This is a genomic window from Achromobacter sp. HNDS-1 (genome assembly GCF_040084795.1).
Lineage (GTDB): Bacteria > Pseudomonadota > Gammaproteobacteria > Burkholderiales > Burkholderiaceae_B > Achromobacter > Achromobacter ruhlandii.
Map to the genome: position 1 here is coordinate 3390357 of NZ_CP157584.1, position 26702 is coordinate 3417058.

Genomic DNA, 26702 nt, shown 5'->3' on the forward strand with positions numbered 1-26702 from the left:
GCATCAGGGATTCACCCTGCCGGTAGTTGACGTCTCGGCGTCCTGGACGATATCGCCTCGATAGACGAGGTGGATCTTGTTGCCGTCGGGGTCGCGCAGGTAGGCGCCATAGTAGCCGTTGCCATAGTGGGGGCGCGGGCCCGGAGCCCCCTCGTCCACGCCTCCCGCGGCAAGCCCGAGGGCATGCGCGTGCCTCACCGCCTGCTCGTCGGGGGCGAGGAACGCCACCATGCTGCCGTTACCCGCGGAGCAGGGCTTTCCATCAAACGGCGCGTATGCGTAGAACCGAGGCAGCGTGGCGCCGGGAACCACCCAGCAGAGCGATGCCGGCCCGCCGTCGGGTGTGACCTGCCGTTGGCGCAGGCCAAGGGGTGCGAGGATCGCATCGTAGAAAACCGAGGCGCGGGCCAGATCGCTGACGCCGACCGTGATGTGACTGAACATGGATCTGCATTTCCCCAATCAAGTGCTTCACAGGCAAGCGATCCTCGCTGCCATGGCCCATCGTGTTACCGCGGCGTTCGGCCCTGTGCGCGGGACCGGGACAAGTATAGCCACGCCGGACTGGCCGGATGGCCGCACTTTCATCGAATCGATCATTTACCGGTGGCACGGCACGCGACGCAATCGCGTGATTGGCGAACTGGGACGTTCGGCCTGACCTTGTGCGCTGAGGGAGGATCCCGGGGGATGCTGATGGTGCCGGTGAAAGGAATCGAACCCTCGACCTTCTCATTACAAGTGAGCTGCTCTACCAACTGAGCTACACCGGCACGGCGCGCCCGGGGGGGGGGGGCACGCGCAGGGACTGCATTGTAATGAAAAAAGGAGATTCTTTCCGGCTCCTGGCGCGCATGCAGGACGGGTGCGGGATCGTCATGCCTGCCGGGTAGCCGTGGCGCAGCGCCGCCTGGCTTCCCAGCCGTGCAGGCGTTCGGCGCGCAGGGCGCGCCACAATTCGTCCGAGCAGAAATAGCCGCTGATGCCGCTGTGCGCAGAGGCCGGCCTGACACCGAATTGGCGCGGCAGCCGCCAGAAGCAGCGGTTCGCGATGGCGGCCTGGTCCAGCACCAGCGGCGTGCCCTTGAGGAACGAGAAGCCGGCGCTGATTTCGTAGCCGGCCCGGCCCATGCCCTTGGAGAATTCGGTCTTTTCGATGATCACGGCGTCGACGCGGGGCGGGCACAGCAGCAGGTGGTAGGTGCGGAAGGGCCGGCTCTTGCGGCCCGGGAGCATGGTTTCGACGTCGATCGGCAGGAAGCGATGCGTATCGGGCTCCAGCGTTTCCATCAGGTGGCGCACCCTCGCGCTGACCACGAACGGCCCGTCTTCCCAACCCAGGATCGCGGGCGCGCGGCTGGCGCCGCGCAGCGTGAGGCGGATCTGTCGCGGGACCTGTGCCAGATCCTCTTCGGACAGGCCGTCGAACAGGCACAGCTTGGCGAGCAATTGGCGGTCGATCTGCGGGACGAATTGCGTCGACGGGCCGCCGGCGGGTGGCATTCCGATCAGGTACGGCATGGGTCTGTGGCGGCTCCTGGCGGGCCGGGCGGTGCGTTGCGCGCGGACAGCGGGCCCGGGTTCAGGCGTATGAGACCGGATTACGGCGATATTTGCAAATGATACGCACTATCGTTACAGGTTTCAAAGCCACCGCGTCGGGTCCGCTCCGGCCCGGATCCGCGGCCGCGAGGCGGCTATGGCGCGGGGTTGGCCGCGAGCCAGTCGCGGGCCGGGCCATGGCCGCGCTCGGCCGCCGCCTGCATCAGCTGGCGCCCCATGGCGGCATCCTGCGGCACGCCCCAGCCCCGCAGATACAGCTCGGCCAGGTTGCCGAGCGCCTGCGGGTTGCCCTGCCGGGCGGATAGTTCATACCAGCGGGCCGCCTCGGCGTAGTCGCGGGGCACGCCAAGCCCCGCGGCGTAGATGTGGCCCAGGTAGAGTTTGCCGAGATCGTCGTTGCCGTCGGCGGCCTGCCGGTATAGCCGCGCCGCCTCGGCGTAGTCCTGGGTCACGCCCTGCCCGGTGCGATACAGGTCGCCCAGTCCCACATAGGCCTGCGTACCGCCCTGCGCTGCCGCCAACCGGTACAGGCGCAGTGCCTCGGCGTCGTCCTGGCGCACGCCCCAGCCGCGCGCGTAGAGCACGGCAAGATTGGTCTGGGCGTTCATGTGGCCCTGCTCGGCGGCAAGGCGATACAGGCTCGCCGCCGCGGCCGGATCCTGTGGGACGCCGCGCCCTTCGATATGGAGATCGCCCAGGTTGGCCTGGCCCGCGCTGCTGCCACGATCGGCGGCGTAACGGAACAGCCGGGCGGCCTCGGCATCGTCGCGCGCCGCGCCCATGCCGTGCAGCGAGAGCAGACCCAGTCCGACATGGGCGGGAACGTCACCCTGCGCGACGGCCCGCCGGAACCACCCTGCCGCTTGCGGCAGGTCTTGCGCCAGGCCGGCCACGAGGCTGTGCTCGCTGGCGTAGATGAAACCAAGCAGCGCCTGGGCCCGGGCATTGCCCGATTCCGCCAGCGCGCGATAGTCGGCCAGTGGCGCCGCGTTGGCCAGCCGGGCCAGCATGTCGTTGTGCATGGCCACCCATTGCGCGTGCGTCACGGCGTCGAGCGCGGCCCGCGCCGTGGCGCTGTCCGCGGCGTTGGCGGCGGGCGCCGGCCGCGGGGAGGCCTGCGCCATGACGGCGGGAGGAAGGCCTCCCGCCAGCGCCACGCAAAGCCATGCGGTCGGGAGGTGTCTCATCGTTCTCTCCGATCAGGGCGGACATCGAAAACGGACGGAAATGCCTGTCGCGCCCCGCCGTCCGCCCGGCGGGGCGAGGACGATGAGGGACGAAGAAACGCCCCTCGGGAGGGGCGTGCAAGATCGGCCAGGTGGCGCCGGCGCGACTGGCCGGAGCGGTGCGCGGGGATGGCCTGTCGGTTCAAGAGAGCCCGGTCCCCGCGCGGCGCGTCATTTGACGATTGTCAGGCGCGGGCGCTTGGGTTCGTCGTCGCCGCCATCGTCACCCGGCGCGGTGTCCGCGTCGGCTTCGGTCGTGGCCAGGTCGGACGCGCCCGGCGTACCCGGGGCCGGCGGTTCGTAGGGCTGCACTTCGAAGCCCATGCCGGCGCCGGTTTCGCGCGCATAGATGGCGCTGACGGCGCCCACCGGCACGTAGACGTTTTCGGTCACGCCGCTGAAGCGGGCCTGGAATTCGATGAATTCGTTGCCCAGCACCAGGCGGTTGGTGGCCAGCGTGCCCACGTTCAGGGTGATCTGGCCGTCGCGCACGTGGGCGACGGGCACCATGGTGTGCTCGTCGACCTGCACGGTGATGTACGGCGTGTAGCCGTTATCGGTGCACCATTCGTGCAGCGCGCGGATCAGATACGGTTTGGTCGAAGTTTCACCCATCACGCAACAGCCTTAGCGACGCATCACTTTTTCCGAAGGCGTCAGCGCTTCGATGTAGGCCGGGCGCGAGAAGATGCGTTCGGCGTACTTTTGCAGCGGAGCCGCGTTCTTGGGCAGTTCGATGCCGTAGTGGTCCAGGCGCCACAGCAGCGGGGCCACGGCCACGTCGAGCATGGAGAATTCCTCGCCCAGCATGTACTTGTTCTTGAGCAGCATCGGGGCCAGCTGGGCCAGGCGGTCGCGGATGTTCTGGCGGGCGTTGGCCAGCTTCTTCTCGTCGGGCTTGGCGCTGCGGTCTTCCAGCGTCGAGACGTGGACGAACAGCTCTTTCTCGAAGTTGTACAGGAACAGGCGGGTGCGCGCGCGCATGACCGGGTCGGCCGGCATGAGCTGCGGGTGCGGGAAGCGCTCGTCGATGTACTCGTTGATGATGTTCGACTCGTACAGGACCAGGTCGCGCTCGACCAGAATGGGCACTTGACCGTACGGATTCATCACCGAGATGTCTTCGGGCTTGTTGTACAGGTCGATGTCGCGGATCTCGAAATCCATGCCCTTTTCGAACAACACGAAGCGGCAGCGTTGCGAAAACGGACACGTGGTTCCGGAATAGAGCACCATCATGGCGAAAAATCCTTTATGAAAAACGAAAGGCCAGCGCCCTAATCTAGCAGGCGCTGGCCCCGATTGCCAGGCGGGGGGTAGGCATACAGCCCTAACCCGCCATTATCCACCCTGGAGAAAATGGGGGCGGATAAGCCTGGCGGGGCGTTGCGGTTAGCGCACGTGTTTCCAGTAAGAGGCGTTCAGGCGCCACATCACCAGGAAGAACAAGAGCAGGAACAACATGACACCGACGCCCAACTGGACGCGGAAAGTCTGGACGGGCTCGGCCATCCAGGACATGAACGCGGTCAGGTCGGCGACGTCGTTGTCGTATGTTGCGGTTTGGGCCGGGTTGGCGGCCTTGAATTTGGCCTCGAAGGTGGCATGGCCGTGGTAGCTGGCTACCGGCTCGGCCTTGACCGTGGCAAAACCTTGCGCATCGTACACCGTCGTGACCCGTTCCCACGACTTCGGCGCGCCGTCCTTGCCTTCGACCTCGTGCATCGCCACCGTGGTCAGCTCGCGCGGACCCTGCCGTTCCCACAGCGCGTGCGGCATGCCGACGGCCGGGAACACCAGGTTGTTCCAGCCCGTGGCACGCGAGGTGTCGCGGTAGAACGTGCGCAGGTAGGTGTAGATGTAGTCGGAACCCGAGGGGCCGGCGTTGACGGATTTGGCGCGCGCGATCACGGACAGGTCCGGGGGCGTGGTGCCAAACCACTTCTTGGCGTCCTTGGGCGTCATGGCGACATTCATCATGTCGCCGACCTTCTCGCCGGTGAACAGCAGGCTTTCCTTGATTTGCTGGTCGGTCAGGCCAATGTCCTTGAGCTTGTTGTAGCGCATCGACGATGCGCTGTGACAGTTCAGGCAGTAGTTGACGAACAGCTTGGCGCCGTTTTGCAGCGACGCCATGTCGTTGACGCGGTAAGGCGCCTTGTCCAGCGGATAGCCGCCCTCGGCGGCGAACGTGGCGGTACACGTGAGCAGCATCAACGCCACGGCACCAATCAGCTTCTTGATCATGGTCAGTCCGTTATTTTCGTGGGGCTCAGTGGGCGTGGAACGTCACGCGGTCAGGCACTTTCTTGAAAGTGCCCAGGCGGCTCCAGACCGGCATCAGGAAGAAGAATGCCAGGTACAGCAGCGTGCCGATCTGCGACGTGATGTTCAACGGCGGACTGGGCGGCTGCGTACCGATGTAGCCGAGCACCAGGAAGTTGACCATGAAGATGCCGTAGATCCACTTGTGCCAGGTGGGGCGGTAGCGGATCGACTTGACCGGGGAATGGTCCAGCCACGGCAGGAAGAACAGGATGACCACGGTGCCGCCCATGGCGACCACGCCCCAGAACTTGGCGTCGATCACGCGCAGCAGCACGGCCACGACGATCAGGATGCCGGGCACGGCGATGCGCATGAAGCCCTTCAGGTTGCTCTTGACGAGCAGCGCGATGGCGCCCAGCACCGAAGCGCCGGCCAGCACCCACGTGAACTCGTCGGTGGTGGCGCGCAGCATCGAGTAGAACGGCGTGAAGTACCAGACCGGGGCGATGTGCGGCGGCGTCTTGAGCGAGTCGGCCGGGATGAAGTTGTTGAACTCCAGGAAGTACCCGCCCATTTCCGGCGCGAAGAACACGATGAAGGCGAACACCAGCAGGAAGCCCGCGACGCCGACCAGGTCGTGCACCGTGTAGAACGGATGGAACGGAATGCCGTCCTTCGGGCGACCGTACTTGTCCTTCGGGCCTTCCTTGATCTCGATGCCGTCCGGGTTGTTCGAGCCGACTTCGTGCAACGCCACCAGGTGGGCCGCCACCAGGCCCACCAGCACCAGCGGAATGGCGATGACGTGGAAGGCGAAGAAGCGGTTCAGCGTGGCGTCGGAGACGACGTAGTCGCCGCGGATCCAGATCGACAGCTCGGGGCCGATGAACGGGATGGCCGCGAACAGGTTCACGATCACCTGTGCGCCCCAGTAGGACATCTGGCCCCACGGCAGGAGGTAGCCGAAGAATGCTTCGGCCATCAGACAGAGGAAGATCGCGACGCCGAAGATCCAGACCAGTTCACGCGGCTTGCGGTACGAGCCGTAGAGCAGGCCGCGCAGCATGTGCAGGTAGACGACGACGAAGAACATCGAGGCGCCGGTCGAGTGCATGTAGCGCACCAGCCAGCCCCACGGGACTTCGCGCATGATGTATTCGACGGATTGGAACGCGCGTTCGGCGTCCGGCTTGTAGTGCATGACCAGGAAGATGCCGGTCACGATCTGCAGCACCAGCACCAACAGCGCCAGTGAGCCGAAGAAATACCAGAAGTTGAAGTTTTTCGGTGCGTAGTATTCGGACAGATGCGCTTTCCAGGTGGAGGTCACCGGGAAGCGCCGATCCAGCCAGCCCAACAGGCCTGTCGTCTCGACGGTTTTCTCGCCAGCCATGTAACGGCTCCTTCTCTAATACGTGGCGTATTTGTTTTACTTACGTAATTCGGGAAAAAAGCGCGACGCGAGCGTCAGGCCTTGTTGTCTTCATCGACGCCCACGATGATGCGGGAGTCGGTGAGATACTGGTACGGCGGGACTTCGAGATTATCGGGAGCGGGCTTGTTCTTGTAGACCCGGCCTGCCAGGTCGAACGTGGAGCCGTGGCACGGACAGAGGAATCCGCCTTGCCAGGAGGCGCCCATGCCGCCACCGCCGCCCGTTTCGAAGTGCGAGGTGGGCGAACAGCCCAGATGAGTACAGATGCCAACACAGACGAAGATCTCGGGCTTGCGCGAGCGACCTTCGTTTTCTGCGTATTTGGGAGTGAAGCCGGGGCGTTTGGATTGAGGGTCCGCCAGGAGCGCGTCCTGGGTCTTGAGGCCGGCGATCTGTTCAGGAGACCGGTGGATGATCCAGACCGGCTTGCCACGCCATTCCACGGTTTTCATGGTGCCGACCGGGATATCGCCGATGTCGACTTCGACGGGGGCGCCGGCCGCGCGGGCTTTTTCAGAAGGGGAAAACGTGCTCACAAGCGGTATTGCCGTTGCGACACCTGCTACGCCACCCACAGCACAGGCGGTGGTTACCCAGAAACGTCGCGAAGGATCGGGCGGCAGATTTGGATCAACCGCACCGTCATCATCATGCACCAGCGTATCCTGACTCATCTTCCTATCCTTGTTGATGCGCCCGCTCTACGAGTAGCATCACTTCTGCGGCATCGGCTTCGCGGGAATATGTAACAACATAGCAACCGCGTATTATAGCGCCAGCCTACTGGTGGGCGTATCACGAAGGGAGTGCTTTTATGAGCAAAGCGACTGGTTTCGTCAAAGAATTCCGAGATTTCGCTGTCAAAGGCAATGCGGTTGATTTGGCGGTTGGTGTGATCATCGGCGCGGCATTCGGGAAGATTGTCGACTCGCTGGTCAAGGATATCGTCATGCCGCTGGTGAACTTCGTGCTTGGCGGATCCGTCGATTTTTCGAACAAGTTCCTGGTGCTGTCGATGCCGGCCGGTTACAACGGGCCGATGACGTATGCCGATCTGACCAAGGCGGGGGCCAACGTTTTCGCCTGGGGGAACTTCGTCACGATCATCATCAACTTCGTGTTGCTGGCGTTTGTGATCTTCTGGATGGTGAAGGCGATCTACAAGGCGCGCACCAAGGCCGAGGAAGCGCCGGCCCCGGCCGCTCCGGCCGCGACGCCCGAGGATGTGGCGTTGTTGCGCGAGATTCGGGATTTGCTGAAGAAGCAGCCTTGAGGTGAATGGAAGAGCGCCCTGCGGGGCGCTTTTTTATTGGTTCAGTGGGGTTGTTTGCTTGCGGGGGGGGCTTCGTAGGCCGCCCGGCGCGGGTGGTCGCGGGCGGGGCGCGCCTGCGATTGCGGTCCGGAGCGTTCGCTCCGGACTGCCCCGAGCTCAACCTCGTTGCCGCCTGCCGGCGGCTGCCTTCGGTTTCCGCCGGGCGCATCTGACGGCGCGCCCCGCCCGCGACCACCCGCGCCGGGCTACCGGTTTCGAGGTTTCATGCGCTGCTGGACCGAGGGGGCATGGGAGAGGCTTGGGTTGCCCGCCACAACCGGCTGCGCGGGCAGCCGGTTGTGGCATACGTGCTTCTGGGGAGTGGTAGGGGGTGCGCTGCGCGCTGGCGGTGAGTGTCGCGGGTGGCCCGGCGGCGTTCAGACGCTGCGTGGCTGCGGGTGGGCGAGTACGCGCACGGATCAGCGTTGCGGCCATACCCTTTCGTTGCCGTTACACCGGGTTGTCCAGGTCCACGAATTCCACCTTGATGCCGAAGCGCTCGGCCACGGCCTGGCCCAGGGCCTGGACGCCGTAGCGTTCGGTGGCGTGGTGGCCGGCGCCGAGGAAGGCGACGCCGGTTTCCTGCGCCAGGTGGAAGGTGGATTCGGAGGCTTCGCCGGTGATGTAGGCGGTGGCGCCGGCGTCGATGGCGTCGGCGAGCATGCCCTGGGCGCCGCCGGTGCACCAGGCGATGCGGGCGACGGGCTGGTCGGGGTTGCCGACGACCAGGGGCTGACGGCCCAGGCGTTGCTGGATGCGGGCGGCGAGCTGGCCGAGCGTGGCGACGTCGGGGGCGGTGCCGAGCCAGACCAGGTTGTCGGGGCCACAGGTGCGCGGGGCGCCGTCGTCGCGGCGTTCGGGTTCGAGGCCGAGGACGCGGGCCAGCTGGGCGTTGTTGCCCAGGGTGGGATGGGCGTCCAGGGGCAGGTGGTAGGCGAAAAGGTTGAGGTCATTTTTCAGCGCCAGCGCCATGCGGGTGCGGCGCGTGCCGATGACGCGGCGGTCCTCGTTGCGCCACATCCAGCCGTGGTGGACCAGCACCGCGTCGGCGCCGCGTTCGACGGCGATGCGCAACAGCGCTTCGCTGGCGGTGACACCGGTGATAATGTGTCCGACTTCGGATCGGCCTTCCACCTGCAGCCCGTTGGGGCAGTAGTCCTTGAAACGGGCGGCTTGCAGGGTGTCGTCCAGCCAGGCGGCCAGGACGTGGGAGTCCACTTTACTCATTGCTAGTCCTATCAGAAACATGCGCCGATATTGGCTGATCTTCGCTCAGGCCGTCACGGTCTGCCTGGCTATTCTATTCGTCGTCACCACCTTGCGGCCGGATCTGCTGCGGCTGGTCGGGCCGGACGCCGCGCCGGCGGCGACGCCGCAGGCGGTCCAGGCCCCCGCCAGGCCGCTGGCGGGGGCGGTGTCCTATGCCGATGGGGTGGCGCGCGCCGCGCCGTCGGTGGTCAACGTCTACACCACCAAGCACGTGGATGTGCCGCTGGTGCCGCTGCCGGACGATCCGATCCTGCGCCAGCTGTTCGGCCAGGTGCCGGGCGTGAGCCGGCGGCAGGCCAGCACCAGCCTGGGCTCGGGCGTGGTGGTCAATCATGATGGCTACGTGCTGACCAATTATCACGTGGTGCAAGCCGCGGATGCCATCGAGGTGGCGCTGGCGGACGGGCGCAAGGACTCGGCCAAGGTGGTGGGGGCGGACCCGGACACCGACCTGGCGGTGCTGAAACTGGCGACGCTGCGCAACCTGCCGGCGGCCACGCTGGCGCCGGACCGCGGCCTGCGGGTGGGCGATGTGGTGCTGGCCATCGGCAATCCATTCGGCGTGGGGCAGACCACCACACAGGGGATCGTGTCGGCGCTGGGCCGCAACGGGCTGGGCCTGAATACGTACGAGAACTTCATCCAGACCGATGCCGCGATCAATCCGGGCAATTCGGGCGGCGCGCTGGTGGACGCGCAGGGCAACCTGGTGGGCATCAACACGGCCATCTATTCCGAGTCGGGCGGCTCGATGGGCATCGGTTTCGCCACGCCGATCGACATCGCGCGCAAGGTAATGGACGAGATCGTCAAGACCGGCGGCGTCAAGCGCGGCTGGCTGGGGGTGGAGCCGCAGGACCTGACGCCGGAGCTGGCGCGCGCCTTCCAGATGGACCGCGAAGTCCGCGGCGTGATCATCGCCGGCGTGCTGCGCGACGGGCCCGCCGCCAAGGGCGGCCTGCGGGTTGGCGACATCGTGCAGACGGTGAATGGCAAACCGATGATGGATACTTCCGGGCTGCTGGCCGCGATCGCGCAGTTGACGCCGGGCCAGCGCGCGACGCTGGGCGTGCTGCGTGGCGGCAAGGTGACCGAGGTGACGGTGATGGTGGGAACGCGGCCGGGGCTGCCGCGCTAACGGCGCTGCCGCGCTACGGGACCGCAGGGCTTCGGGATAGCAGGGCTAACGGGACTGCCGAGACGGCCCGGGACGACGTGGCCGGCATGGAGTGTCGAGCACCAGGCGCACGACCTGCAGCACGCGCTTGCGGGTGGTTTCGGGTTGGTGCCGCAGCAGCGCGCAGATTTCGGCGCAATAGGCATCGGTTCGTTCTTCTTCGCGCGGCTCGGGCATGGCGGCGGCCTGCGCCACCATGCCATCGGCCAGCCAGGGGACCTGCGTATCCAGCGCCCGCGCCAGCCGTTGCAGCGTGGCGCGGGTGGGCGCGTAGTGTTCATCGCGGGTAAGGATGCGGTGGATGCAGGACTGCGGCACGCCGGAGATGCGGGCAAGCTGGTTCTGGCTTTTGATGCCGCGCCACCGCATCAGGGTGCGCAGGCGTAGGGCGAGCGACATGGCTGCAATGTAAGTTTGCAGTCACCACCGGACAAGCGGAAACGGTCCGTTTATGCAATGACAACGGGGCCCGCAAGGGGCCCCGTCAGGATCGGCAACGAGGGTTCAGTGGCGCTCGGTCAGCGAGCCGTCGTTCACGGCTTCGTCGGCGCCGGGCTTGGGCGTGACCATGCGCGCGCAGATCAGTCCCAGCTCGTACAGCAGGCACAGCGGCACCGCCAGCATGAACTGGCTGACTACGTCGGGCGGCGTCACCACCGCGGCGATGATGAAGGCGCCGACCACCACGTAGCCGCGCGCGCTCTTGAGCTTGGACAGTTCCACCACGCCCATGCGCACCAGCAGCACCACGGCCACCGGCACCTCGAAGGTGATGCCGAACGCCATGAACATGGTCATGACGAAGCTCAGGTAGGCCTCGATGTCCGGCGCCGGCGTGATCGATTGCGGCGCGAAGGTGGCGATGAAGTGGAAGACCGTGCGGAACACCACGAAATAGCAGAACGCCATGCCCGCGATGAACAGCAGCGTGCTGGAGATGATGAGCGGCAGCGCCAGGCGCTTCTCGTGCTTGTACAGGCCGGGCGCGACGAAGGCCCAGGCCTGGTACAGCACCACCGGCAACGCGACGATGAAGGCGGCCATCATGGTGACCTTGACCGGCACCATGAAGGGCGTGATGACGCCGGTGGCGATCATGCGGGTGCCTTGCGGCAGCGAGGCCAGCATGGGCTGGGCCAGCACGTCGTAGATGGCGGACGCGCCGGGGTAGATGAACAGGATGATGAACACCGCCACCACCGCGCCGACGGCGCGCAGCAGGCGGGTGCGCAGTTCGACCAGGTGGGAGATGAAGCTTTCCTGCTGGCCGTCTTCTTGGGAGGCGTCCTGGGTCACGTTGTCGTTCCGGAGGGCGTGGCGGGCTTGTTGGCCGGCGGGGTCTCGCTGGCGGCCGGGACGCCGGGCGCCGGCGCCGGTTGCGGGGCGGGCTCGGGCTGGGCGGCCGGCGCGGCGGCGGGCGGATCCAGGTCCAGGCTCAGGTTCGGGTTGGGCGGCGCGATGGTGCGCGGCGGCTCGGCCGGCTGGGCCGCGTGCGGCGTCATCAGCGGTTCGGCCGACGCGGCGGGCGCGGCGCCGGCGCCAGCCGTATTGGCGGGCGCGGCGTGCGGGTCGGCGGCGGCGGTGGTTTCGGCGCCGACCGTCAGCGCGGGCTTGCCGCTGGCTTCGCGGGCGACTTCGTCGAGTTCGGCGCGGAATTGCTGCACCGGCTCCTGCAAGGCGTTGTGGGTATCGTTCAGCGACTGGTGCACATCCTGTGCCGCGGTCTCCATTTCGCTCTTGAATTTGCGCAGCTCGTCCAGCTCGATCTCGCGCTGGATATCGGATTTCACGTCATTGACGTAACGCTGCGCGCGGCCCAGCAGGTGGCCGACCGTGCGGGCGACCTTGGGCAGGCGTTCGGGGCCGATGACGATCAGCGCGACGACGCCGATCACCATCAGTTCAGTGAGGCTGACATCAAACATTCGACGGCCGCTCGGGAATTGAGGCTATGAGGGCCGGCCGGTGCAGGCCGGGCCCGGGGGCGCGCAGGCGCTCAGGAGTTGGACTTTTCCTTGGCCTGCACGTCGATGGTGTCGCCGGCCACGCGCTGCTGGGCGATGGGTTCGGCCGGCTTGTCGCTGTTGGCATCCTTCATGCCTTCCTTGAAGCCCTTGACGGCGCCGCCCAGGTCCGAGCCGATGTTGCGCAGTTTCTTGGTGCCGAAGATCAGCGCCACAATGACCAGAACGACCAGCCAATGCCAAATGCTAAAGCTACCCATGATGGTTCTCCGTATTACGCAGTGGGGGCCATGCGCCCTTTCCAGGGTCGCTGACCGCCGATGATGTGGAAATGCAGATGCGGGACTTCCTGGCCGCCTTCGACGCCAGAATTGATCATGATGCGAAACCCGCCATCAGGGCCCGGGGTGCAACCGTTTTCAGCGGCAAGCCGCGGCGCCAATGCCATCATTCTACCCAACCAACCTGCGTCCTCGGCCGTAATATCCTGCATGGATGTGACATGACGTCGAGGGATCAGCAATAAATGCACCGGCGCGGCCGGGTTGATATCGTGGAATGCAACAAAGTCCTCGTCCTCGTAGACCTTCTTGGACGGGATCTCGCCGGCGGCGATCTTGCAGAAAATACAGTTGGCGCTCATTTTTCCGGTTCCGTGTCAGTCCTGGGGACGGCTGGCCTTCTCGGCCAGGCCCGACAGCCCTTCGCGGCGGGCCAGTTCGGCCAGCACGTCGTCGGGGCGCAGGTTGAAGTGCGTCAGCGCCACCAGGCAATGAAACCACAGGTCGGCGGTTTCGCTGACGATGCGTTCGGGCACGCCGTCCTTGGCGGCCATGACCAGCTCGGTGGCTTCCTCGCCGATCTTCTTGAGGAAGGCGTCGGGGCCCTTGGACAGCAGCTTGGCCGCGTACGAGGCCTTGGGATCGCCGCCATTCTCGGGGCGGCGGGTCTCCAGCGTGTCGGCGATGCGGGCCAGGACGTCGTGGGCGGTCGGGGGCGAGTCGGTCATTTGTAGATCAGTTCGGGGTCTTTCAGCACCGGGTCCACGGTAACCCAGGCGGCCTGGTCGGTCTGCCCTTCCAGGCGGCGGTAGAAGCAGCTGGCGCGGCCCGTGTGGCAGGCGATGCCGCCTTCCTGGTGCACCTTGAGCAGCACCACGTCGCCGTCGCAGTCCAGGCGCAGCTCGTGCACCTGCTGCACGTGGCCGGATTCCTCGCCCTTGCGCCACAGGCGCTGGCGCGAGCGCGACCAGTACACCGCGCGGCCGGTGGCGGCGGTCTCGGCCAGCGATTCGCGGTTCATCCAGGCCACCATCATGATCTGGCCGTTGTCGGCGTCCTGCGCGATGGCGGGGATCAGGCCGTTCTCGTCGAAGACGACGTCGGCCATCCAGCTGGGTTCGTTGCTCATCGTCATATCCTTACTTCGATGCCCTGCTCGGCCATGAAGCGCTTGCATTCCCCGACCGTGTGCTGGCCGAAGTGGAAGATGCTGGCGGCCAGCACGGCGCTGGCGCGGCCGGTGGTGACGCCGTCGGCCAGGTGCTGCAGGGTGCCGACGCCGCCCGAGGCGATGACCGGCACCGGCACGGCATCCGACACGGTGCGGGTCAGTTCCAGGTCGAAGCCGGATTTGGTGCCGTCGCGGTCCATGCTGGTCAGCAGGATCTCGCCGGCGCCGTAGGCGGCCATGCGGCGGGCCCAGGCCACGGCGTCCAGGCCGGTGGCCTTGCGGCCGCCGTGGGTGAAGACTTCCCAGCGCGGCGCTTCGCCCGCGGCCGAGACCCGGCGCGCGTCGATCGCCACCACCACGCACTGCGAGCCGTGGTAGTCGGAGGCCGCGCGCACCAGTTCCGGATTGGCCACGGCGGCGCTGTTGATGCTGATCTTGTCGGCGCCGGCGTTCAGCAGGCGCTGGATGTCGGACACCTGGCGCACGCCGCCGCCCACCGTCAGGGGGATGAAGACCTGCGAGGCGACCTGCTCGATGATGGGCAGGATCAGGTCGCGGCCATCGCTGGTGGCGGTGATGTCCAGGAAGGTGAGCTCGTCGGCGCCCTGCTCGTTGTAGCGGCGGGCGATCTCGACGGGGTCGCCGGCGTCGGCCAGGTTGACGAAGTTGACGCCCTTGACGACCCGGCCGGCGGTGACGTCAAGGCAGGGAATGATGCGGCGGGTCAGCGCGCTCTGGGCGGGCGCGCCCGCCCCGGAGGTACTGCTGGAGGTGGTCATTTGGCCAATTCGTCGGCGCGGGCCTGCGCCGCCTGGAAGTTGAGCGTGCCTTCGTAGATGCTGCGGCCCAGGATGGCGCCTTCGACGCCCTCTTCCTCGACGGCGCACAGCGCCTCGATGTCCTGGATGCCGGCGATGCCGCCCGAGGCGTACACGGGGATGCGCACGTGCTGCGCCAGGCGCACGGTGGCCTCGACGTTCACGCCCGACAGCATGCCGTCGCGGCCGATGTCGGTATAGATGATGGCTTCGCAGCCGTAGTCCTCGAACTTCTTGGCCAGGTCGAGCACGTCGTGGCGGGTCAGCTTGCTCCAGCCGTCGGTGGCGATCTTGCCGTCGCGGGCGTCCAGGCCGACGATGATCTGGCCGGGGAAGGCACCGCAGGCGTCCTGCAGGAAGCCCGGGTTCTTGACCGCGGCGGTGCCGATGATCACGTAGGAGATGCCGGCGTCGAGGTAGCGCTCGATGGTGTCGAGGTCGCGGATGCCGCCGCCGATCTGGACGGGGATGTCGTCGCCGACGGCGTCCAGGATGGCCTTGATGGGCGCTTCGTTCTTCGGTTTGCCGGCGACGGCGCCGTTCAGGTCGACCAGGTGCAGGCGGCGGGCGCCCTGTTCGAGCCATTTGGAGGCCATGGAGGCGGGGTCTTCGGAGAACACCGTTGCATCGTCCAGGTCGCCCTGGCGCAGACGCACGCAGCGTCCGTCTTTGAGATCGATGGCGGGGATCAGCAGCATGGTGGGCAGCGGGAAAATATGGGGTTGAACGGGCTGGCGCGCGTCGGCCGGATCGGCTTACGGCTGCCAGTCTACAAAATTGCGATACAGGCGCAAACCGTGCTCGGCGCTCTTCTCGGGGTGGAACTGCACCGCGAAAATGTTAGCTGCCGCCACCGCGCAGGTAAAGGCGACGCCATAATCGGTTTCACCAACGGTCAGGCTCGTATCGGCCGGGTCGGCGTAATAACTATGGACGAAATAGAAATGCGTGTCGTCCGGAATGCCGTCCCAGATAGGGTGAGAGCGCGTCTGGCGCACTTTGTTCCATCCCATGTGCGGGACTTTCAGGCGTTCAGGGCGGACATCGACCGGGCCGGCCGTGCCGGTGTCGGCCTCGCAGGCCGCGTCGTCGGCCGCGACCGGGTCGGCGAAGCGCGGACCGGCAAAGCGGCGCACCACGCCGGGGAACAGGCCCAGGCACGGGGTGGCGCCCTCTTCGCTGGAATCGAACAGCATCTGTTCGCCCACGCAGACGCCCAGCAGCGGCTTGGCGCGGGCGGCCTTGACGACCGCTTCGCGCAGGCCGGATTCGTTCAGGGTGCGCATGCAGTCGGCCATGGCGCCCTGGCCCGGGAACACCACGCGGTCGGCCGCGTCGATTTCATGGGGCTGGTTGCAGATGCGGATGTCCGCGTCCGGGGCGGCGTACTTGAGCGCGCGCGCGACGGAGTGGAAGTTGCCCATTCCGTAGTCGACGATGGCGATAGTGGTCACTTCGGTTTACCTGATGCGTGGCGGGAGGTCGCGCAGCTTACAGCACGCCCTTGGTCGAGGGGACGACGTCGCCCATGCGCGGGTCGACTTCGATGGCCATGCGCAGCGCGCGGCCACAGGCCTTGAAGACCGTTTCGCATTGGTGGTGGGCGTTGGTGCCGCGCAGGTTGTCGATGTGCAGGGTGATTAGCGCGTGGTTGACCAGGCCCTGGAAGAATTCGCGCGTCAGGTCGACGTCGAAGGCGCCGATGTGCGAACGGGTGAACGGGATGTGGTATTCCAGGCCGGGACGGCCGGAGAAATCGACCACCACGCGCGACAGCGCCTCGTCCAGCGGCACGTAGGCGTGGCCGTAGCGGCGCAGGCCGGCCTTGGTGCCGACCGCCTTGGCGATGGCCATGCCCAGCGTGATGCCCACGTCTTCCACCGTGTGATGCGCATCGATGTGCAGGTCGCCCTCGGCCTTGATGTCGAGGTCGATCAGGCCGTGGCGCGCGATCTGGTCCAGCATGTGGTCCAGGAAGGGCACGCCCGTGTCGATCGTCTGCTTGCCGGTGCCATCCAGGTTGATGGCCACGCGGATGCGGGTTTCGTTGGTGTTGCGGGTGATCTCTGCGGTACGCATGTCAGGACTCGATTAGGCACTCAGGATGTCTTGCAGTGCCGATAGCAAAGCGGCGTTCTCGTCCGGGGAACCTACCGAGATGCGGAGGCAGCCGGCCAGGAGCGGATGGGCGTTGGAGAAGTTTCGAACCAATATTTTGCGCTGTTTCAGGGCAAGATGCACGGCGTTGCCGTCCAGCTTGCCGGAAAAGCGGGCGAGGACGAAGTTGGCGGCGGACGGGAATACCCTGACGCCGGGCAGCGCCGCCAGGGCCGCGGCCAGCGGCTCGCGGTCGGCGCGCAGGCGGGCGGCCTGCTGGTCCAGCACCGGCTTGTGGCGCAGCACGGTCAGCAGCGCGGCCTGGGTCAGCACGTCCAGGTTGTAGGGCGGACGCACCTTGTCCAACTCTGCGACCCAGTCGGGATGGCCGGCCAGGTAGCCGAAGCGCAGGCCCGCCAGGCCGATCTTGGACACCGTGCGCATCACCACCACGTTGGGCGCGTCCAGCAGGCGCGGCATCCAGCTGCGGTCGGTGAAGGGCTGGTAGGCCTCGTCCACCACCACCAGGCCGGGGGCGGCTGCGATGATGGCGGCCATGTCGGCGTCCGACCAGGCGCCGCCGGTGGGGTTGTTGGGCACCGCCAGGAACACCACCTTGGGCTGGTGCTCGCGGATCGCCGCCAGCATCGCCGGAAGATCCAGGGACAGATCTTCCGTGAGCGGCACGCCGACGAAGCGGGCGTGGTCGAAGCGCGCCGCCATGTCGAAATAGACGAACGACGGCCACGGCGCCAGCACCACCTCGCCCGGGTTGCAGCAGGCCTGCACCACGATGTGGATCAACTCGTCCGAGCCGTTGCCGAACAGCACGCCGGCGTCAGCCGGCACGCCGAAGGCCGCTTTCACGGCCTGGCGCAGTTCGGACAGGTCGGCGGCCGGGTAGCGGTTCAGCGGCGTATCGCGCAGCACCCGGGCCAGGTCGTCGCGCACCGCCTCGGGCAGTTCGTAGGGCGATTCCATCGCATCCAGCTTGATGCAGCCTTCGGCGTGCGCCACCTGATACGCGGTCAGTTCACGGATATCGGGCCGGATGGTGCCGGCGATGCGGCCGGCGACCTCGCTCATGGCTGGTCGATCCGGTACTGGGCGCTGGCGGCGTGGGCCTGCAGGCCTTCGCCCAGCGCCAGTTCGGCGGCGATGCGGCCGAGTGTCTGGGCGCCCTGGTGCGAAACCTGGATCAGGCTGGAGCGCTTCTGGAAGTCATAGACGCCCAGCGGCGACGAGAAACGGGCCGTGCGCGAGGTCGGCAGCACGTGGTTGGGGCCGGCGCAGTAATCGCCCAGGGCCTCCGAACTGAAACGGCCCATGAAGATGGCGCCGGCGTGGCGGATCCTGGCGGTCCAGATTTCCGGTTGCTCGGTGGAGATCTCCAGGTGTTCCGGGGCGATGTCGTTGGCGATGCGGCAGGCTTCGTCCAGGTCGCGCACCTGGATCAGCGCGCCGCGGTTGGCCAGGCTGGTGCGCAGGATGTCGGCGCGCGGCATGGTCGGCAGCAGGCGCGCGATGGCGGCCTCGACCTCGGCGATGAAGGCGGCGTCCGGGCACAGCAGGATGGACTGGGCCAGTTCATCGTGCTCGGCCTGCGAGAACAGGTCCATGGCGATCCAGTCGGCCGGCGTCTTGCCGTCGCAGATCACCAGGATTTCGCTGGGGCCGGCGATCATGTCGATGCCGACCACGCCGAACACGCGGCGCTTGGCGGCGGCCACGTAGGCGTTGCCCGGGCCGACGATCTTGTCCACGGCCGGCACGGTGGCGGTGCCGTAGGCCAGCGCGCCGACGGCCTGCGCGCCGCCGATGGCGAACACGCGGTCGACGCCGCTGATGGCGGCGGCGGCCAGCACGATCGGGTTGCGCGCGCCGTCTGGCGTGGGCGTGACCATGACCAGTTCCTGCACGCCGGCGACCTTGGCCGGGATGGCGTTCATCAGCACGGACGACGGATACGCGGCCTTGCCGCCCGGCACGTACAGGCCGACGCGGTCCAGCGGCGTGACCTGCTGGCCCAGCACCGTGCCGTCGGCTTCGGTGTAGGTCCAGGTCTCGGCGCGCTGGCGTTCGTGGTAGCGGCGCACGCGCTCGGCGGCGGCCTGCAGCGCGTCGCGCTGGGCGGCCGGCAGCGCCGCCAGGGCCGCATGCCAGTCGGCCTTGGGAATTTCCAGCGTGTCCGCGGACGCGTGCGGCATGCGGTCGAAGCGCTGGGTGTATTCCACCAGCGCGGCGTCGCCGCGGGCGAGCACGTCGGCCAGGATGCCGGCGGCGGCGCGGTCGATGGACTCGTCCTCGGTGGCCTCGAAGGCCAGCAGCTTGGACAGGGCGGATGCGAATCCGGGATCGCGGGAGTCGAGACGATTGATCAGGGCCATGGCGTTCAGGCGGGTGGCGGTCGCCGCGCGGGGGCGGCGAGCCGGTTTCAGGCGTTGCGGGAAGCGGCGCGCTCGAAGGCGTCCAGCAGCGGTTGCAGGCGTTCGCCGCGGGTCTTCAGCGCGGCCTGGTTGACGATCAGGCGCGAGGAGATCGGCATGATGTCCTCGACCGCGACCAGGTTGTTGGCGCGCAGCGTGCCGCCGGTCGACACCAGGTCCACGATGCAGTCGGCCAGGCCCACCAGCGGCGCCAGTTCCATCGAACCATACAGCTTGATGATGTCGACGTATACACCCTTGGAGGCGAAGTGTTCACGGGCTGACTGCACGTACTTGGTGGCCACGCGCAGGCGCGCGCCCTGGTGCACCGCGGCTTCGTAGTCGAAGCCGTTGCGCACGGCCACGGCCAGGCGGCACTTGGCGATGTTCAGGTCGATCGGCTGGTACAGGCCGCCGGGCTGCTGCGCGGCGTGCTCGATCAGCACGTCCTTGCCGGCGATGCCGAGGTCGGCCGCGCCGTACTGCACGTAGGTCGGCACGTCGGAAGCGCGCACGATGATCAGGCGCAGGCCGGGATCGCTGGTCGGCAGGATCAGCTTGCGCGAGCTTTCCGGGTTCTCGGGCACCTCGATGCCGGCTTCCGCCAGCAGAGGCATGGTTTCTTCGAAGATGCGCCCTTTGGACAGAGCCAGGGTCAGGGGGGGGAGCGGGGCATTGCTCATGCCGATTCCTTACCGCTAGTGCGTTCAACGACGCGTTGAATATTGGCGCCCAGGGCGCGCAGCTTGACTTCCATCCGATCGTAGCCGCGATCCAGATGGTAGATGCGGTCGACCAGCGTGTCGCCATCGGCGGCCAGGCCGGCGATCACCAGGCTGGCCGAGGCCCGCAGGTCGGTGGCCATCACGGTCGCGCCCGACAGGCGGGCGATGCCGCGGACGACGGCGGTGTGGCCGTCGATGTCGATGTCCGCGCCCATGCGGCGCAGTTCCTGCACGTGCATGTAGCGGTTCTCGAAAATCGTTTCGACGATGACCGAGGTGCCCTCGGCCACGGTGTTCAGGGTCATCAGCTGGGCCTGCATGTCGGTGGCGAAGCCCGGGTATTCATGCGTCCGGAAGCCCACGGCCTTGGGGCGTTTCGACATGGCGCCGCGGATCCAGTCGGGGCCGGTCTCGATGGTCAGGCCGGCCTCGGCCAGCTTGTCGAGCGTGGCGCCGAGGATGCCGGCATCGGTGTTGCGCAGCACGATGTCGCCGCCGGCCGCGCCCACGGCGCACAGGAAGGTGCCGGCCTCGATGCGGTCGGAGATCACGCGGTGTTCCGCGCCGTGCAGGCGCTCGACGCCGTCGATCACGATGCGGTCGGTGCCGTGGCCCTGGATGCGGGCGCCCATCTTGATGAGCAGTTCGGCCAGGTCGACGACCTCGGGCTCGCGCGCGGCGTTTTCCAGCACGGTGCGGCCTTCGGCCAGCACCGCGGCCATCAGCAGATTCTCGGTGCCGGTGACGGTGACCATGTCGGTGCGGATCGAGGCGCCCTTCAGGCGTTTGGCGCGCGCCACCACGAAGCCGTGCTCGATGCTGATGTCGGCGCCCAGGGCGGCCAGGCCCTTGATGTGCTGGTCCACCGGCCGCTGGCCGATGGTGCAGCCGCCCGGCAGGCTGACGCGGGCTTCGCCGAAGCGCGCCACCAGCGGGCCCAGCACCAGGATCGAGGCGCGCATGGTCTTGACCAGGTCGTACGGCGCTTCAAGGCTGTCGACGCGGTCGGCCTGCAGGGTCACGATGCCGTCGTTGGCGCGTTCGGCGCGCACGCCCATGCGCCCCAAGAGGCGCAGCATGGTGGCGGTGTCATTCAGGTGCGGCACGTTGGCGATGGTCAGCGGGTCCGCCGTCAGCAGGCCGGCGCACAGGATCGGCAGGGCCGAGTTCTTGGCGCCGGAGATGGTGACTTCGCCGTGCAGGCGCGCACCGCCGGTAATGCGTAGCTTGTCCATGGTTACTTGCCCGCCTGGGCGTATTCGGCGGGGGTCAGGGTGCGCATCGACAAGGCGTGGATCTCGGCCTTCATGCGGTCGCCCAGCGCCGCGTAGACCAGTTGGTGGCGCTGGATCAGGCGCTTGCCTTCGAAGGCCGTGCTGACGATGACCGCGTCGAAATGCGAGCCGTCGCCCTGTACGTCGAGGTGTTCACAGGGCAGGCCGTCCGCGATGTATTGGCGGACTTGCGCGGGAGTGGGAAGCATGGACGTCAGTTCCTGAGTTTGTAGCCGCTGGCCAGGAGCCGCAGCGCATAGATCGAAAGCGCGAGGAACACCCCCGTCACCACCGCCAGGCTGCGCCAGGGGGAGACGTCCGACACCGAGAAGAATCCGTAGCGGAAACCGTCGATGGTGTAGAAGATGGGGTTCCAGTGGGACACGCCCTGCCAGAAGGCCGGGAGCGTGTGGATGGAATAGAACACGCCGGACAGGAAGGTGGCCGGCATGATGAGGAAGTTCTGGAACGCCGCCAGCTGGTCGAATTTCTCGGACCACAGGCCGGCGATCAGGCCCAGCACGCCCATGATGCCGCAGGCCAGCACCGCGAACACCAGCAGCCACAGCGGGTTGGACGGCACCAGCGAGACGAAGAACAGCGCCACCACCCACACGCACAGGCCCACGGCCAGGCCGCGCACCACGGCCGCCAGCACGTAGGCGGCGAAGATGTCGCGGTGCGACAGCGGCGGCAGCAGCATGAACACCAGGTTGCCGGTGATGCGGCTCTGGATCAGTGACGACGACGGGTTGGCGAAGGCGTTTTGCAGCATGCTCATCATCATGAGCCCGGGGATCAGGAACGCGGTGTACGGCACGCTGCCGTAGACCATGACGCGTCCTTCCAGCACGTGGGCGAACACCAGCAGGTACAGCAGCGCGGTGATGACGGGCGCGGCGATGGTCTGGAAGCTGACCTTCCAGAAGCGCAGCAATTCCTTGCGCAGCAGGGTCGGAAAGCCCGAGCCCGCGTCCAGGCGGGGCTGCACCAGCGGCTGGCTGGCATTGGCGGCGGGCTGCGTCATTGCGGAATCTCTTCGGGTTGCGGAGCGTCGTCCTGGTGCATGATGCGCACGAAGGCGTCCTCGAGGTCGACGCCGCCGACGCGGGCCAGCAGCGCCTGGGTGGTGTCCAGCGCCACGATGCGCCCGCCCTTGAGCATGGCGATGCGGCCGCACAGGGCTTCCGCTTCTTCCAGGTAGTGGGTGGTCAGCATGATGGTGTGGCCGGCCTTGTTCAGGCGCGAGATGAATTCCCACAGGGTGCGGCGCAGGTCGACGTCGACGCCGGCGGTGGGCTCGTCCAGCACGATCACCGGCGGGCGGTGCACCAGCGCCTGCGCCACCAGCACGCGGCGCTTCATGCCGCCGGACAGCGCGCGCATGTTCGAGTTGGCCTTGTCGGCCAGGCCCAGGTTGAAGAGGATCTCGTCGATCCAGTCGTCGTTCTTGCGCAGGCCGAAGTAGCCCGACTGGATGCGCAGCGTCTCGCGCACGGTGAAGAACGGGTCGTAGACCAGTTCCTGGGGCACGACGCCCAGTGCCCGCCGTGCCGACTTGTAGTCGGCCACGACGTCGTAGCCACAGACGGTGGCGCGGCCGGCGGTGGCGTGCGCCAGTCCGGCCAGGATGGAAATCAGGGTGGTCTTGCCGGCGCCGTTGGGGCCGAGCAGGCCGAAGAACTCGCCGTGCTCGATGTTCAGGCTGACATTGTCCAGCGCCTGGAAGCCGGCGCCAGGCGCGCGCCCGGTGAGCCTGCCCCAGCCGCTGCGGCGCGGCGAGTAGATTTTGGAGACGTTCTCAAGACTGACGGCAGACATGACGGCGGCGAGGGTGCCCGGCAAAGAGCGAATTGATCATTATATAAGCGCCCCGTTACGCGAGGCGCCGATAGCCCCGGCGGCCGTGGGGGCGTGGCGCGATGGTCTGTCCCCAAAAATGACAGGCCCGGCGGACCGCAGGGGCGCGCCGGGCCGGGACAAGCCGGACGGGATCGTTACTTGTTGCGCTGGTTCAGCGCCTGGATCAGGCCGTCGATGCCGTTCTGGTTGATCTGCTGGGCGAACTGGTTGCGGTAGTTCTCGATCAGCCAGATGCCTTCGACGTTCATGTCGTAGATCTTCCAGCCCTGGGGCGTCTTTTCCAGGCGGTAGTCGACGCCGACCGGCTGGCCGTTGGGCTGGCTGATGAGCGTGCGCACGACCGCGTCGTCGGCCTTGGGGTCGCCGCGGAACGGCAGGGCCGTAATGGTGGTGCCGGACGTGACGCGGGTCAGCGCGCCGCTGTAGGTGCGCACCAGGGTGCCGCGGAAGGCGTCGGCCAGCGCCGTCTTCTGCTGCTCGGTGGCCTGGCGCCAGTAGCGCCCGGCGGCCAGGCGCGTGGTCTTCTGGAAGTTGACGTAGGGCAGGATGTGCTCGTTCACGACTTGGTTGATGCGGGCCGTGTTGCCGGCCTTGACGGCGCCGTCGGCCTTCAGGACGTCCAGCGCCTCATTGGCGGCGGCCAGCACGAACTCGTTGGGCGTGCCGTTCGCATTGGGTTGCGCCTGCACGGCGGGCGTTGCCGCCAGTCCCAGCAGCCCGGCAAAGGCCAGGCGTTGGAGCAGGGGGAAAAAAGAAAACCGCATGGAAACTCCTTGCTGTACTGAAATCGCAATCCGACAGCTTACTTGGTTGCGGGGTTGGCGACCGGAGCGGGCGCGCCCTTGGCCTTGGCGGCGTCGTCCTCGTCGTCTTCGTAGTTGGGCAGGCTGGATTCGTCATCCACGCGCTGGCCGGCGACCATGGCGGCGCGGCGCTGCAGGTAGGCATCGCGCACGAAGCTGTACGGATCCAGCGCGACGCGGTCGACGGTGTCGGTGGCGTTGAGCAGGCTGGCGCGGGTATCGACCACTTCCAGGCCCCACAGCGAGTTGCGCAGCGCCACGTTGTCGATGGCGCTCACGCCCATGTAGCCGTGCATGCGGCCCTGCCAGTCGCCAACCAGGCCGACGCCGTCGCGCACGCTGGCCGAACCGAAGAACGGCAGCACCAGGTACGGGCCCTGGCCGAAGCCCCACACGCCCAGCGTGGTGCCGAAGTCGTTGGGGATCTTGCGCGCGCCATTGGCCGAGGCGACGTCGAAGCAGCCGCCCACGCCCATGGTGGTGTTGAACAGGAAGCGGCCGAGCGTATTGACGAAGTCGTGGCCGCGGCCCTGCAGGAAGCTGTTGGTGCCCGACCAGAGGTCGCCGACGTTGCTGAAGATGTTGTGCACGCAGCTGCGCACCGGTTCCGGCGTGACGTAGGTGTAGGCCTGCGCCACCGGCTTGAAGACGGCGCGGTCGACGGTGTCGTTGAACTTGTAGACGCCGCGGTTGAAGCCTTCCCAGGGATCGCGCGGATCCGGGTGTTGCGGCGCGGCGCAACCCGCCATCAGCGCGCCGGCGGCGGCCACGGTGGCGATTCGGGAGAGAGCTTTCTTGTTCATGATCAGGGCATCCCTATCAACAGATTTGTATTCTTATTGCAGCGTGCGTCAAGCGTCCGATTGTTGCCGGGGGTGACGCATCCTCTTTAATTTGCCGGGGCTTTCGTTTCCGGCGCGCCAGCCGCGTTCGAGCCTTCTTTTTCCGCCGAGCCATACAGGAACTTGCTGATCAGCTGTTCCAGCACCACGGCGCTCTGGGTATAGCGGATCTTGCCGCCGTCGGCCAGGTTGTCCTCTTCGCTGCCCGGGGTCAGGCCCAGGTACTGCTCGCCCAGCAGGCCGGACGTCAGGATCGCCGCGGACGAGTCCTTGGGGAACTGGTAGGCGGTTTCCAGGTTGATCGCGACGACGGCCTGGAAGGTCTTGTCGTCAAAGGAAATCTTGGCGATCCGGCCCACCACGACCCCGGCGCTTTTCACCGGGGCGCGCACCTTGAGGCCGCCTACGTTATCGAAATTGGCCGTCAGCGTATAGGTGGGCGCGAAAGAAAAGGTGCTCAAGTTGCCGGCGCGCAACGCCAGGAACGCCAGCGCGGCCGCGCCCAGCAAGACGAACAGGCCTACCCAGAAATCGGTTTTTTCACGAGACATGATCGATCCGTAATCAGTTTCCAAACATCAAGGCGGTCAGCAGGAAGTCCAGCCCCAGCACCGCCAGCGAACCCACCACGACCGTGCGGGTGGTGGCGCGGGCGACGCCTTCGGGCGTGGGCTTGGCCTGCCAGCCTTCGTAAAGCGCCACCAGCGTCACCGTGACACCGAACACCAGGCTCTTGATGACGCCGTTGACGACGTCGTTCCAGACATCCACGCCGCCCTGCATCTGCGACCAGAAGGCGCCGGCGTCCACGCCGATCATCAGCACCCCGACCACCCAGCCGCCCAGGATGCCCACCATGGAGAACACGGCGGCCAGAATCGGCATGGCGATGATGCCGCCCCACAGGCGCGGCACCAGCACGCGGCGCATCGGGTCGACCGCCATGACTTCCATGGCCGACAGTTGCTCGCCGGCCTTCATCAGCCCGATCTCGGCGGTCAGCGACGTGCCGGCGCGGCCGGCGAACAGCAGCGCCGTCACCACCGGCCCCAGTTCGCGCACCAGCGACAGCGCCACCAGCAGGCCGAGCGATTCCTCGGCGCCATAGCGGTTCAGCGTGTAGTAGCCCTGCAGGCCCAGCACGAAACCCACGAACATGCCGGACACGGCGATGATCAGCAGCGAGTAGTTGCCGATGAAATGGATCTGCTGCGACACCAGCCGCGGCCGCGACAGGGCGATGCCGCTGCGCGCCAGCATGGCGCCGAAGAAACGGGTGAAGTAGCCGATGCCGGCGATGCGGGTGCGCACCCAGCCGCCCAGCGCGCCGATGGCGTTGTTGGATCCGCTCATGCCTTGCGCCCTTGTTGTTGCGAAAGCCACTTCTGGAAAGCCGGCGTTTCGGGATACTGGAACGCGACCGGGCCGTCGGGTTCGCCCTTGAGGAACTGCTGCACGTACGGGTCCTGCGACGCCGACAGGCTGTCGGGCGTGCCGGCGGCCTTGAGCTGGCCCTGACCGACCAGGTAGACCTGGTCGGCGATCGCGAACGATTCGTGCACGTCGTGGGTGATCAGCACCGAGGCGCAGCCCAGGCGGTCGGCCAGGTTGCGGATCAGGCGGGCGGTGATGCCCAGCGAGATCGGATCGAGCCCGGCGAAGGGTTCATCGTACAGGATCAGTTCGGGTTCCAGCACCACCGCGCGGGCCAGCGCCACCCGGCGCGACATGCCGCCGGAGATCTCGGCCACCTTCAGGTGGGCGGCGGCGCGCAGGCCGACGGCGTCGAGCTTGTCCAGCACGCGGGCGGTGATCTCGGGTTCGGCCAGCTGGGTGTGTTCGCGCAGCGGGAAGGCGACGTTCTCGAATACGTTCAGGTCGGTGAACAGCGCGCCCTGCTGGAACAGCACGCCCATGCGCTTGCGCAGCGATTGCAGTTCGGCGGGCGTGGCGCGGGCGATGTCCTGGCCGAACGCCAGCACGGTGCCCTGCTGCGCCGTGAGCTGGCCGGTGGCGGCCCGCAGCAGCGTGGTCTTGCCCGAGCCCGAGCCGCCCATGATGGCGACCACCTGGCCCGGACGCGCTTCCATGGAAATGTCGCGCAAGACGGTGAAATCACCGTAGCCTAGCGCCACACCTTCCAGGCGCAGGGCGAATTCCGAGGTGCTGCGGGTTTGATCGGGCATGG

At 67.0% G+C, this 26702-nt stretch carries 35 protein-coding genes and 1 tRNA gene; 3 read left to right on the forward strand and 33 right to left on the reverse strand.

Going from position 1 to position 26702, the window contains the following annotated elements; all coding sequences use genetic code 11:
- Positions 1-3 precede the first annotated feature (3 nt).
- Positions 4-444 (reverse strand): VOC family protein, encoded by a 441-nt coding sequence (locus ABFG95_RS15695; RefSeq protein ID WP_059268892.1) that lies wholly within the window; start codon positions 442-444, stop codon positions 4-6.
- Between ABFG95_RS15695 and ABFG95_RS15700 the strand changes: the two genes are divergently transcribed.
- Positions 443-661 carry a hypothetical protein gene (locus tag ABFG95_RS15700; protein ID WP_175146200.1) on the forward strand — a complete coding sequence of 73 codons (219 nt, stop codon included), beginning with the start codon at positions 443-445 and terminating at the stop codon, positions 659-661. The genes ABFG95_RS15695 and ABFG95_RS15700 overlap by 2 nt on opposite strands.
- Before the next feature lie 36 nt (positions 662-697).
- Here the strand turns inward: ABFG95_RS15700 and ABFG95_RS15705 are convergent.
- The 8 genes from ABFG95_RS15705 to petA all read right to left on the reverse strand — a co-directional run bounded on the left by ABFG95_RS15705 (position 698) and on the right by petA (position 7166).
- A tRNA-Thr gene (locus tag ABFG95_RS15705) sits at positions 698-773 on the reverse strand.
- Positions 774-876: 103 nt separating this feature from the next.
- The gene (locus tag ABFG95_RS15710; protein ID WP_175146201.1) at positions 877-1521 is read right to left on the reverse strand and encodes a DUF1629 domain-containing protein; all 645 of its coding nucleotides are present in this window, start codon (positions 1519-1521) and stop codon (positions 877-879) included.
- Between the two features lie 176 nt (positions 1522-1697).
- The gene (locus ABFG95_RS15715; protein ID WP_348994752.1) at positions 1698-2750 is read right to left on the reverse strand and encodes a tetratricopeptide repeat protein; all 1053 of its coding nucleotides are present in this window, start codon (positions 2748-2750) and stop codon (positions 1698-1700) included.
- Between the two features lie 210 nt (positions 2751-2960).
- Positions 2961-3404, reverse strand: coding sequence for a ClpXP protease specificity-enhancing factor (locus ABFG95_RS15720; RefSeq protein WP_049070547.1), 444 nt, complete (start codon positions 3402-3404; stop codon positions 2961-2963).
- A 12-nt stretch (positions 3405-3416) separates the two neighbouring features.
- Positions 3417-4028, reverse strand: coding sequence for a glutathione S-transferase N-terminal domain-containing protein (locus ABFG95_RS15725; protein WP_006388039.1), 612 nt, complete (start codon positions 4026-4028; stop codon positions 3417-3419).
- Positions 4029-4181: 153 nt separating this feature from the next.
- Positions 4182-5036, reverse strand: coding sequence for a cytochrome c1 (locus ABFG95_RS15730; protein WP_049070548.1), 855 nt, complete (start codon positions 5034-5036; stop codon positions 4182-4184).
- A 25-nt stretch (positions 5037-5061) separates the two neighbouring features.
- A complete protein-coding gene (locus tag ABFG95_RS15735) occupies positions 5062-6450 on the reverse strand; it encodes a cytochrome bc complex cytochrome b subunit (protein WP_049070550.1) in 1389 nt (462 codons plus the stop codon).
- Between the two features lie 74 nt (positions 6451-6524).
- Positions 6525-7166: a ubiquinol-cytochrome c reductase iron-sulfur subunit gene (gene petA, locus ABFG95_RS15740; protein WP_006388042.1), complete on the reverse strand. Its 642-nt coding sequence runs from the start codon at positions 7164-7166 to the stop codon at positions 6525-6527.
- Positions 7167-7306: 140 nt separating this feature from the next.
- Between petA and mscL the strand changes: the two genes are divergently transcribed.
- Entirely contained in the window at positions 7307-7765 is a 459-nt protein-coding gene (mscL, locus tag ABFG95_RS15745) for a large conductance mechanosensitive channel protein MscL (RefSeq protein WP_020925624.1), read from the forward strand.
- A 489-nt stretch (positions 7766-8254) separates the two neighbouring features.
- On the opposite strand, the gene ABFG95_RS15750 is transcribed toward mscL, so the two are convergent.
- Positions 8255-9031: a Nif3-like dinuclear metal center hexameric protein gene (locus tag ABFG95_RS15750; RefSeq protein ID WP_348994753.1), complete on the reverse strand. Its 777-nt coding sequence runs from the start codon at positions 9029-9031 to the stop codon at positions 8255-8257.
- A gap of 19 nt (positions 9032-9050) precedes the next feature.
- Here ABFG95_RS15750 and ABFG95_RS15755 point away from each other — a divergent pair, with 19 nt between their 5' ends.
- Positions 9051-10211: a trypsin-like peptidase domain-containing protein gene (locus ABFG95_RS15755; RefSeq protein ID WP_100503093.1), complete on the forward strand. Its 1161-nt coding sequence runs from the start codon at positions 9051-9053 to the stop codon at positions 10209-10211.
- A 45-nt stretch (positions 10212-10256) separates the two neighbouring features.
- On the opposite strand, the gene ABFG95_RS15760 is transcribed toward ABFG95_RS15755, so the two are convergent.
- The 23 genes from ABFG95_RS15760 to ABFG95_RS15870 all read right to left on the reverse strand — a co-directional run bounded on the left by ABFG95_RS15760 (position 10257) and on the right by ABFG95_RS15870 (position 26700).
- Positions 10257-10649: a helix-turn-helix transcriptional regulator gene (locus tag ABFG95_RS15760; RefSeq protein WP_054418384.1), complete on the reverse strand. Its 393-nt coding sequence runs from the start codon at positions 10647-10649 to the stop codon at positions 10257-10259.
- Positions 10650-10754: 105 nt separating this feature from the next.
- Positions 10755-11546 (reverse strand): twin-arginine translocase subunit TatC, encoded by a 792-nt coding sequence (gene tatC / locus ABFG95_RS15765; RefSeq protein ID WP_049070557.1) that lies wholly within the window; start codon positions 11544-11546, stop codon positions 10755-10757.
- Positions 11543-12175, reverse strand: coding sequence for a Sec-independent protein translocase protein TatB (tatB, locus tag ABFG95_RS15770; RefSeq protein WP_348994754.1), 633 nt, complete (start codon positions 12173-12175; stop codon positions 11543-11545). Before tatB ends, tatC begins: the two co-directional genes overlap by 4 nt.
- 71 nt (positions 12176-12246) lie before the next feature.
- Entirely contained in the window at positions 12247-12474 is a 228-nt protein-coding gene (gene tatA, locus ABFG95_RS15775) for a Sec-independent protein translocase subunit TatA (RefSeq protein WP_049070561.1), read from the reverse strand.
- Positions 12475-12488: 14 nt separating this feature from the next.
- Positions 12489-12857 (reverse strand): histidine triad nucleotide-binding protein, encoded by a 369-nt coding sequence (locus ABFG95_RS15780; RefSeq protein WP_049070563.1) that lies wholly within the window; start codon positions 12855-12857, stop codon positions 12489-12491.
- Positions 12858-12872: 15 nt separating this feature from the next.
- A complete protein-coding gene (locus ABFG95_RS15785) occupies positions 12873-13223 on the reverse strand; it encodes a phosphoribosyl-ATP diphosphatase (RefSeq protein ID WP_348994755.1) in 351 nt (116 codons plus the stop codon).
- Positions 13220-13624 carry a phosphoribosyl-AMP cyclohydrolase gene (gene hisI, locus ABFG95_RS15790; protein WP_025139940.1) on the reverse strand — a complete coding sequence of 135 codons (405 nt, stop codon included), beginning with the start codon at positions 13622-13624 and terminating at the stop codon, positions 13220-13222. Before hisI ends, ABFG95_RS15785 begins: the two co-directional genes overlap by 4 nt.
- Positions 13625-13626: 2 nt before the next feature.
- Positions 13627-14445 (reverse strand): imidazole glycerol phosphate synthase subunit HisF, encoded by an 819-nt coding sequence (gene hisF, locus ABFG95_RS15795; RefSeq protein ID WP_006388053.1) that lies wholly within the window; start codon positions 14443-14445, stop codon positions 13627-13629.
- A complete protein-coding gene (gene hisA, locus ABFG95_RS15800; protein ID WP_049070564.1) occupies positions 14442-15182 on the reverse strand; it encodes a 1-(5-phosphoribosyl)-5-[(5-phosphoribosylamino)methylideneamino]imidazole-4-carboxamide isomerase in 741 nt (246 codons plus the stop codon). The genes hisF and hisA overlap by 4 nt, the downstream gene beginning before the upstream one ends.
- A 57-nt stretch (positions 15183-15239) precedes the next feature.
- A complete protein-coding gene (gene hisH, locus ABFG95_RS15805; RefSeq protein ID WP_049070566.1) occupies positions 15240-15938 on the reverse strand; it encodes an imidazole glycerol phosphate synthase subunit HisH in 699 nt (232 codons plus the stop codon).
- Between the two features lie 37 nt (positions 15939-15975).
- Positions 15976-16563: an imidazoleglycerol-phosphate dehydratase HisB gene (gene hisB / locus ABFG95_RS15810; RefSeq protein WP_006388056.1), complete on the reverse strand. Its 588-nt coding sequence runs from the start codon at positions 16561-16563 to the stop codon at positions 15976-15978.
- 12 nt (positions 16564-16575) lie between these two features.
- On the reverse strand, positions 16576-17667 hold the full coding sequence (gene hisC, locus ABFG95_RS15815; protein ID WP_238908784.1) for a histidinol-phosphate transaminase: 1092 nt from the start codon (positions 17665-17667) through the stop codon (positions 16576-16578).
- Positions 17664-18968 (reverse strand): histidinol dehydrogenase, encoded by a 1305-nt coding sequence (hisD, locus tag ABFG95_RS15820; protein ID WP_348994756.1) that lies wholly within the window; start codon positions 18966-18968, stop codon positions 17664-17666. The genes hisC and hisD overlap by 4 nt, the downstream gene beginning before the upstream one ends.
- 47 nt (positions 18969-19015) lie before the next feature.
- Positions 19016-19690 (reverse strand): ATP phosphoribosyltransferase, encoded by a 675-nt coding sequence (hisG, locus tag ABFG95_RS15825; protein WP_348994757.1) that lies wholly within the window; start codon positions 19688-19690, stop codon positions 19016-19018.
- On the reverse strand, positions 19687-20967 hold the full coding sequence (gene murA, locus ABFG95_RS15830) for a UDP-N-acetylglucosamine 1-carboxyvinyltransferase (protein WP_054418394.1): 1281 nt from the start codon (positions 20965-20967) through the stop codon (positions 19687-19689). The genes hisG and murA overlap by 4 nt, the downstream gene beginning before the upstream one ends.
- A gap of 2 nt (positions 20968-20969) precedes the next feature.
- A complete protein-coding gene (locus ABFG95_RS15835; RefSeq protein ID WP_049070574.1) occupies positions 20970-21215 on the reverse strand; it encodes a BolA family protein in 246 nt (81 codons plus the stop codon).
- A 5-nt stretch (positions 21216-21220) separates the two neighbouring features.
- The gene (locus ABFG95_RS15840; RefSeq protein ID WP_006388063.1) at positions 21221-22033 is read right to left on the reverse strand and encodes an ABC transporter permease; all 813 of its coding nucleotides are present in this window, start codon (positions 22031-22033) and stop codon (positions 21221-21223) included.
- A complete protein-coding gene (locus tag ABFG95_RS15845) occupies positions 22030-22827 on the reverse strand; it encodes an ABC transporter ATP-binding protein (protein ID WP_049077371.1) in 798 nt (265 codons plus the stop codon). Before ABFG95_RS15845 ends, ABFG95_RS15840 begins: the two co-directional genes overlap by 4 nt.
- Positions 22828-23003: 176 nt before the next feature.
- The gene (locus tag ABFG95_RS15850; protein ID WP_049070577.1) at positions 23004-23633 is read right to left on the reverse strand and encodes an ABC transporter substrate-binding protein; all 630 of its coding nucleotides are present in this window, start codon (positions 23631-23633) and stop codon (positions 23004-23006) included.
- Positions 23634-23671: 38 nt separating this feature from the next.
- Positions 23672-24475 carry a VacJ family lipoprotein gene (locus ABFG95_RS15855; protein ID WP_049070579.1) on the reverse strand — a complete coding sequence of 268 codons (804 nt, stop codon included), beginning with the start codon at positions 24473-24475 and terminating at the stop codon, positions 23672-23674.
- Between the two features lie 86 nt (positions 24476-24561).
- The gene (gene mlaD / locus ABFG95_RS15860; RefSeq protein WP_049070581.1) at positions 24562-25065 is read right to left on the reverse strand and encodes an outer membrane lipid asymmetry maintenance protein MlaD; all 504 of its coding nucleotides are present in this window, start codon (positions 25063-25065) and stop codon (positions 24562-24564) included.
- A 13-nt stretch (positions 25066-25078) separates the two neighbouring features.
- Positions 25079-25867 (reverse strand): lipid asymmetry maintenance ABC transporter permease subunit MlaE, encoded by a 789-nt coding sequence (mlaE, locus tag ABFG95_RS15865; RefSeq protein ID WP_020925611.1) that lies wholly within the window; start codon positions 25865-25867, stop codon positions 25079-25081.
- Complete coding sequence (locus tag ABFG95_RS15870) at positions 25864-26700, reverse strand: ABC transporter ATP-binding protein (protein ID WP_049070585.1); 837 nt, start codon at positions 26698-26700, stop codon at positions 25864-25866. The genes mlaE and ABFG95_RS15870 overlap by 4 nt, the downstream gene beginning before the upstream one ends.
- Positions 26701-26702 lie beyond the last annotated feature (2 nt).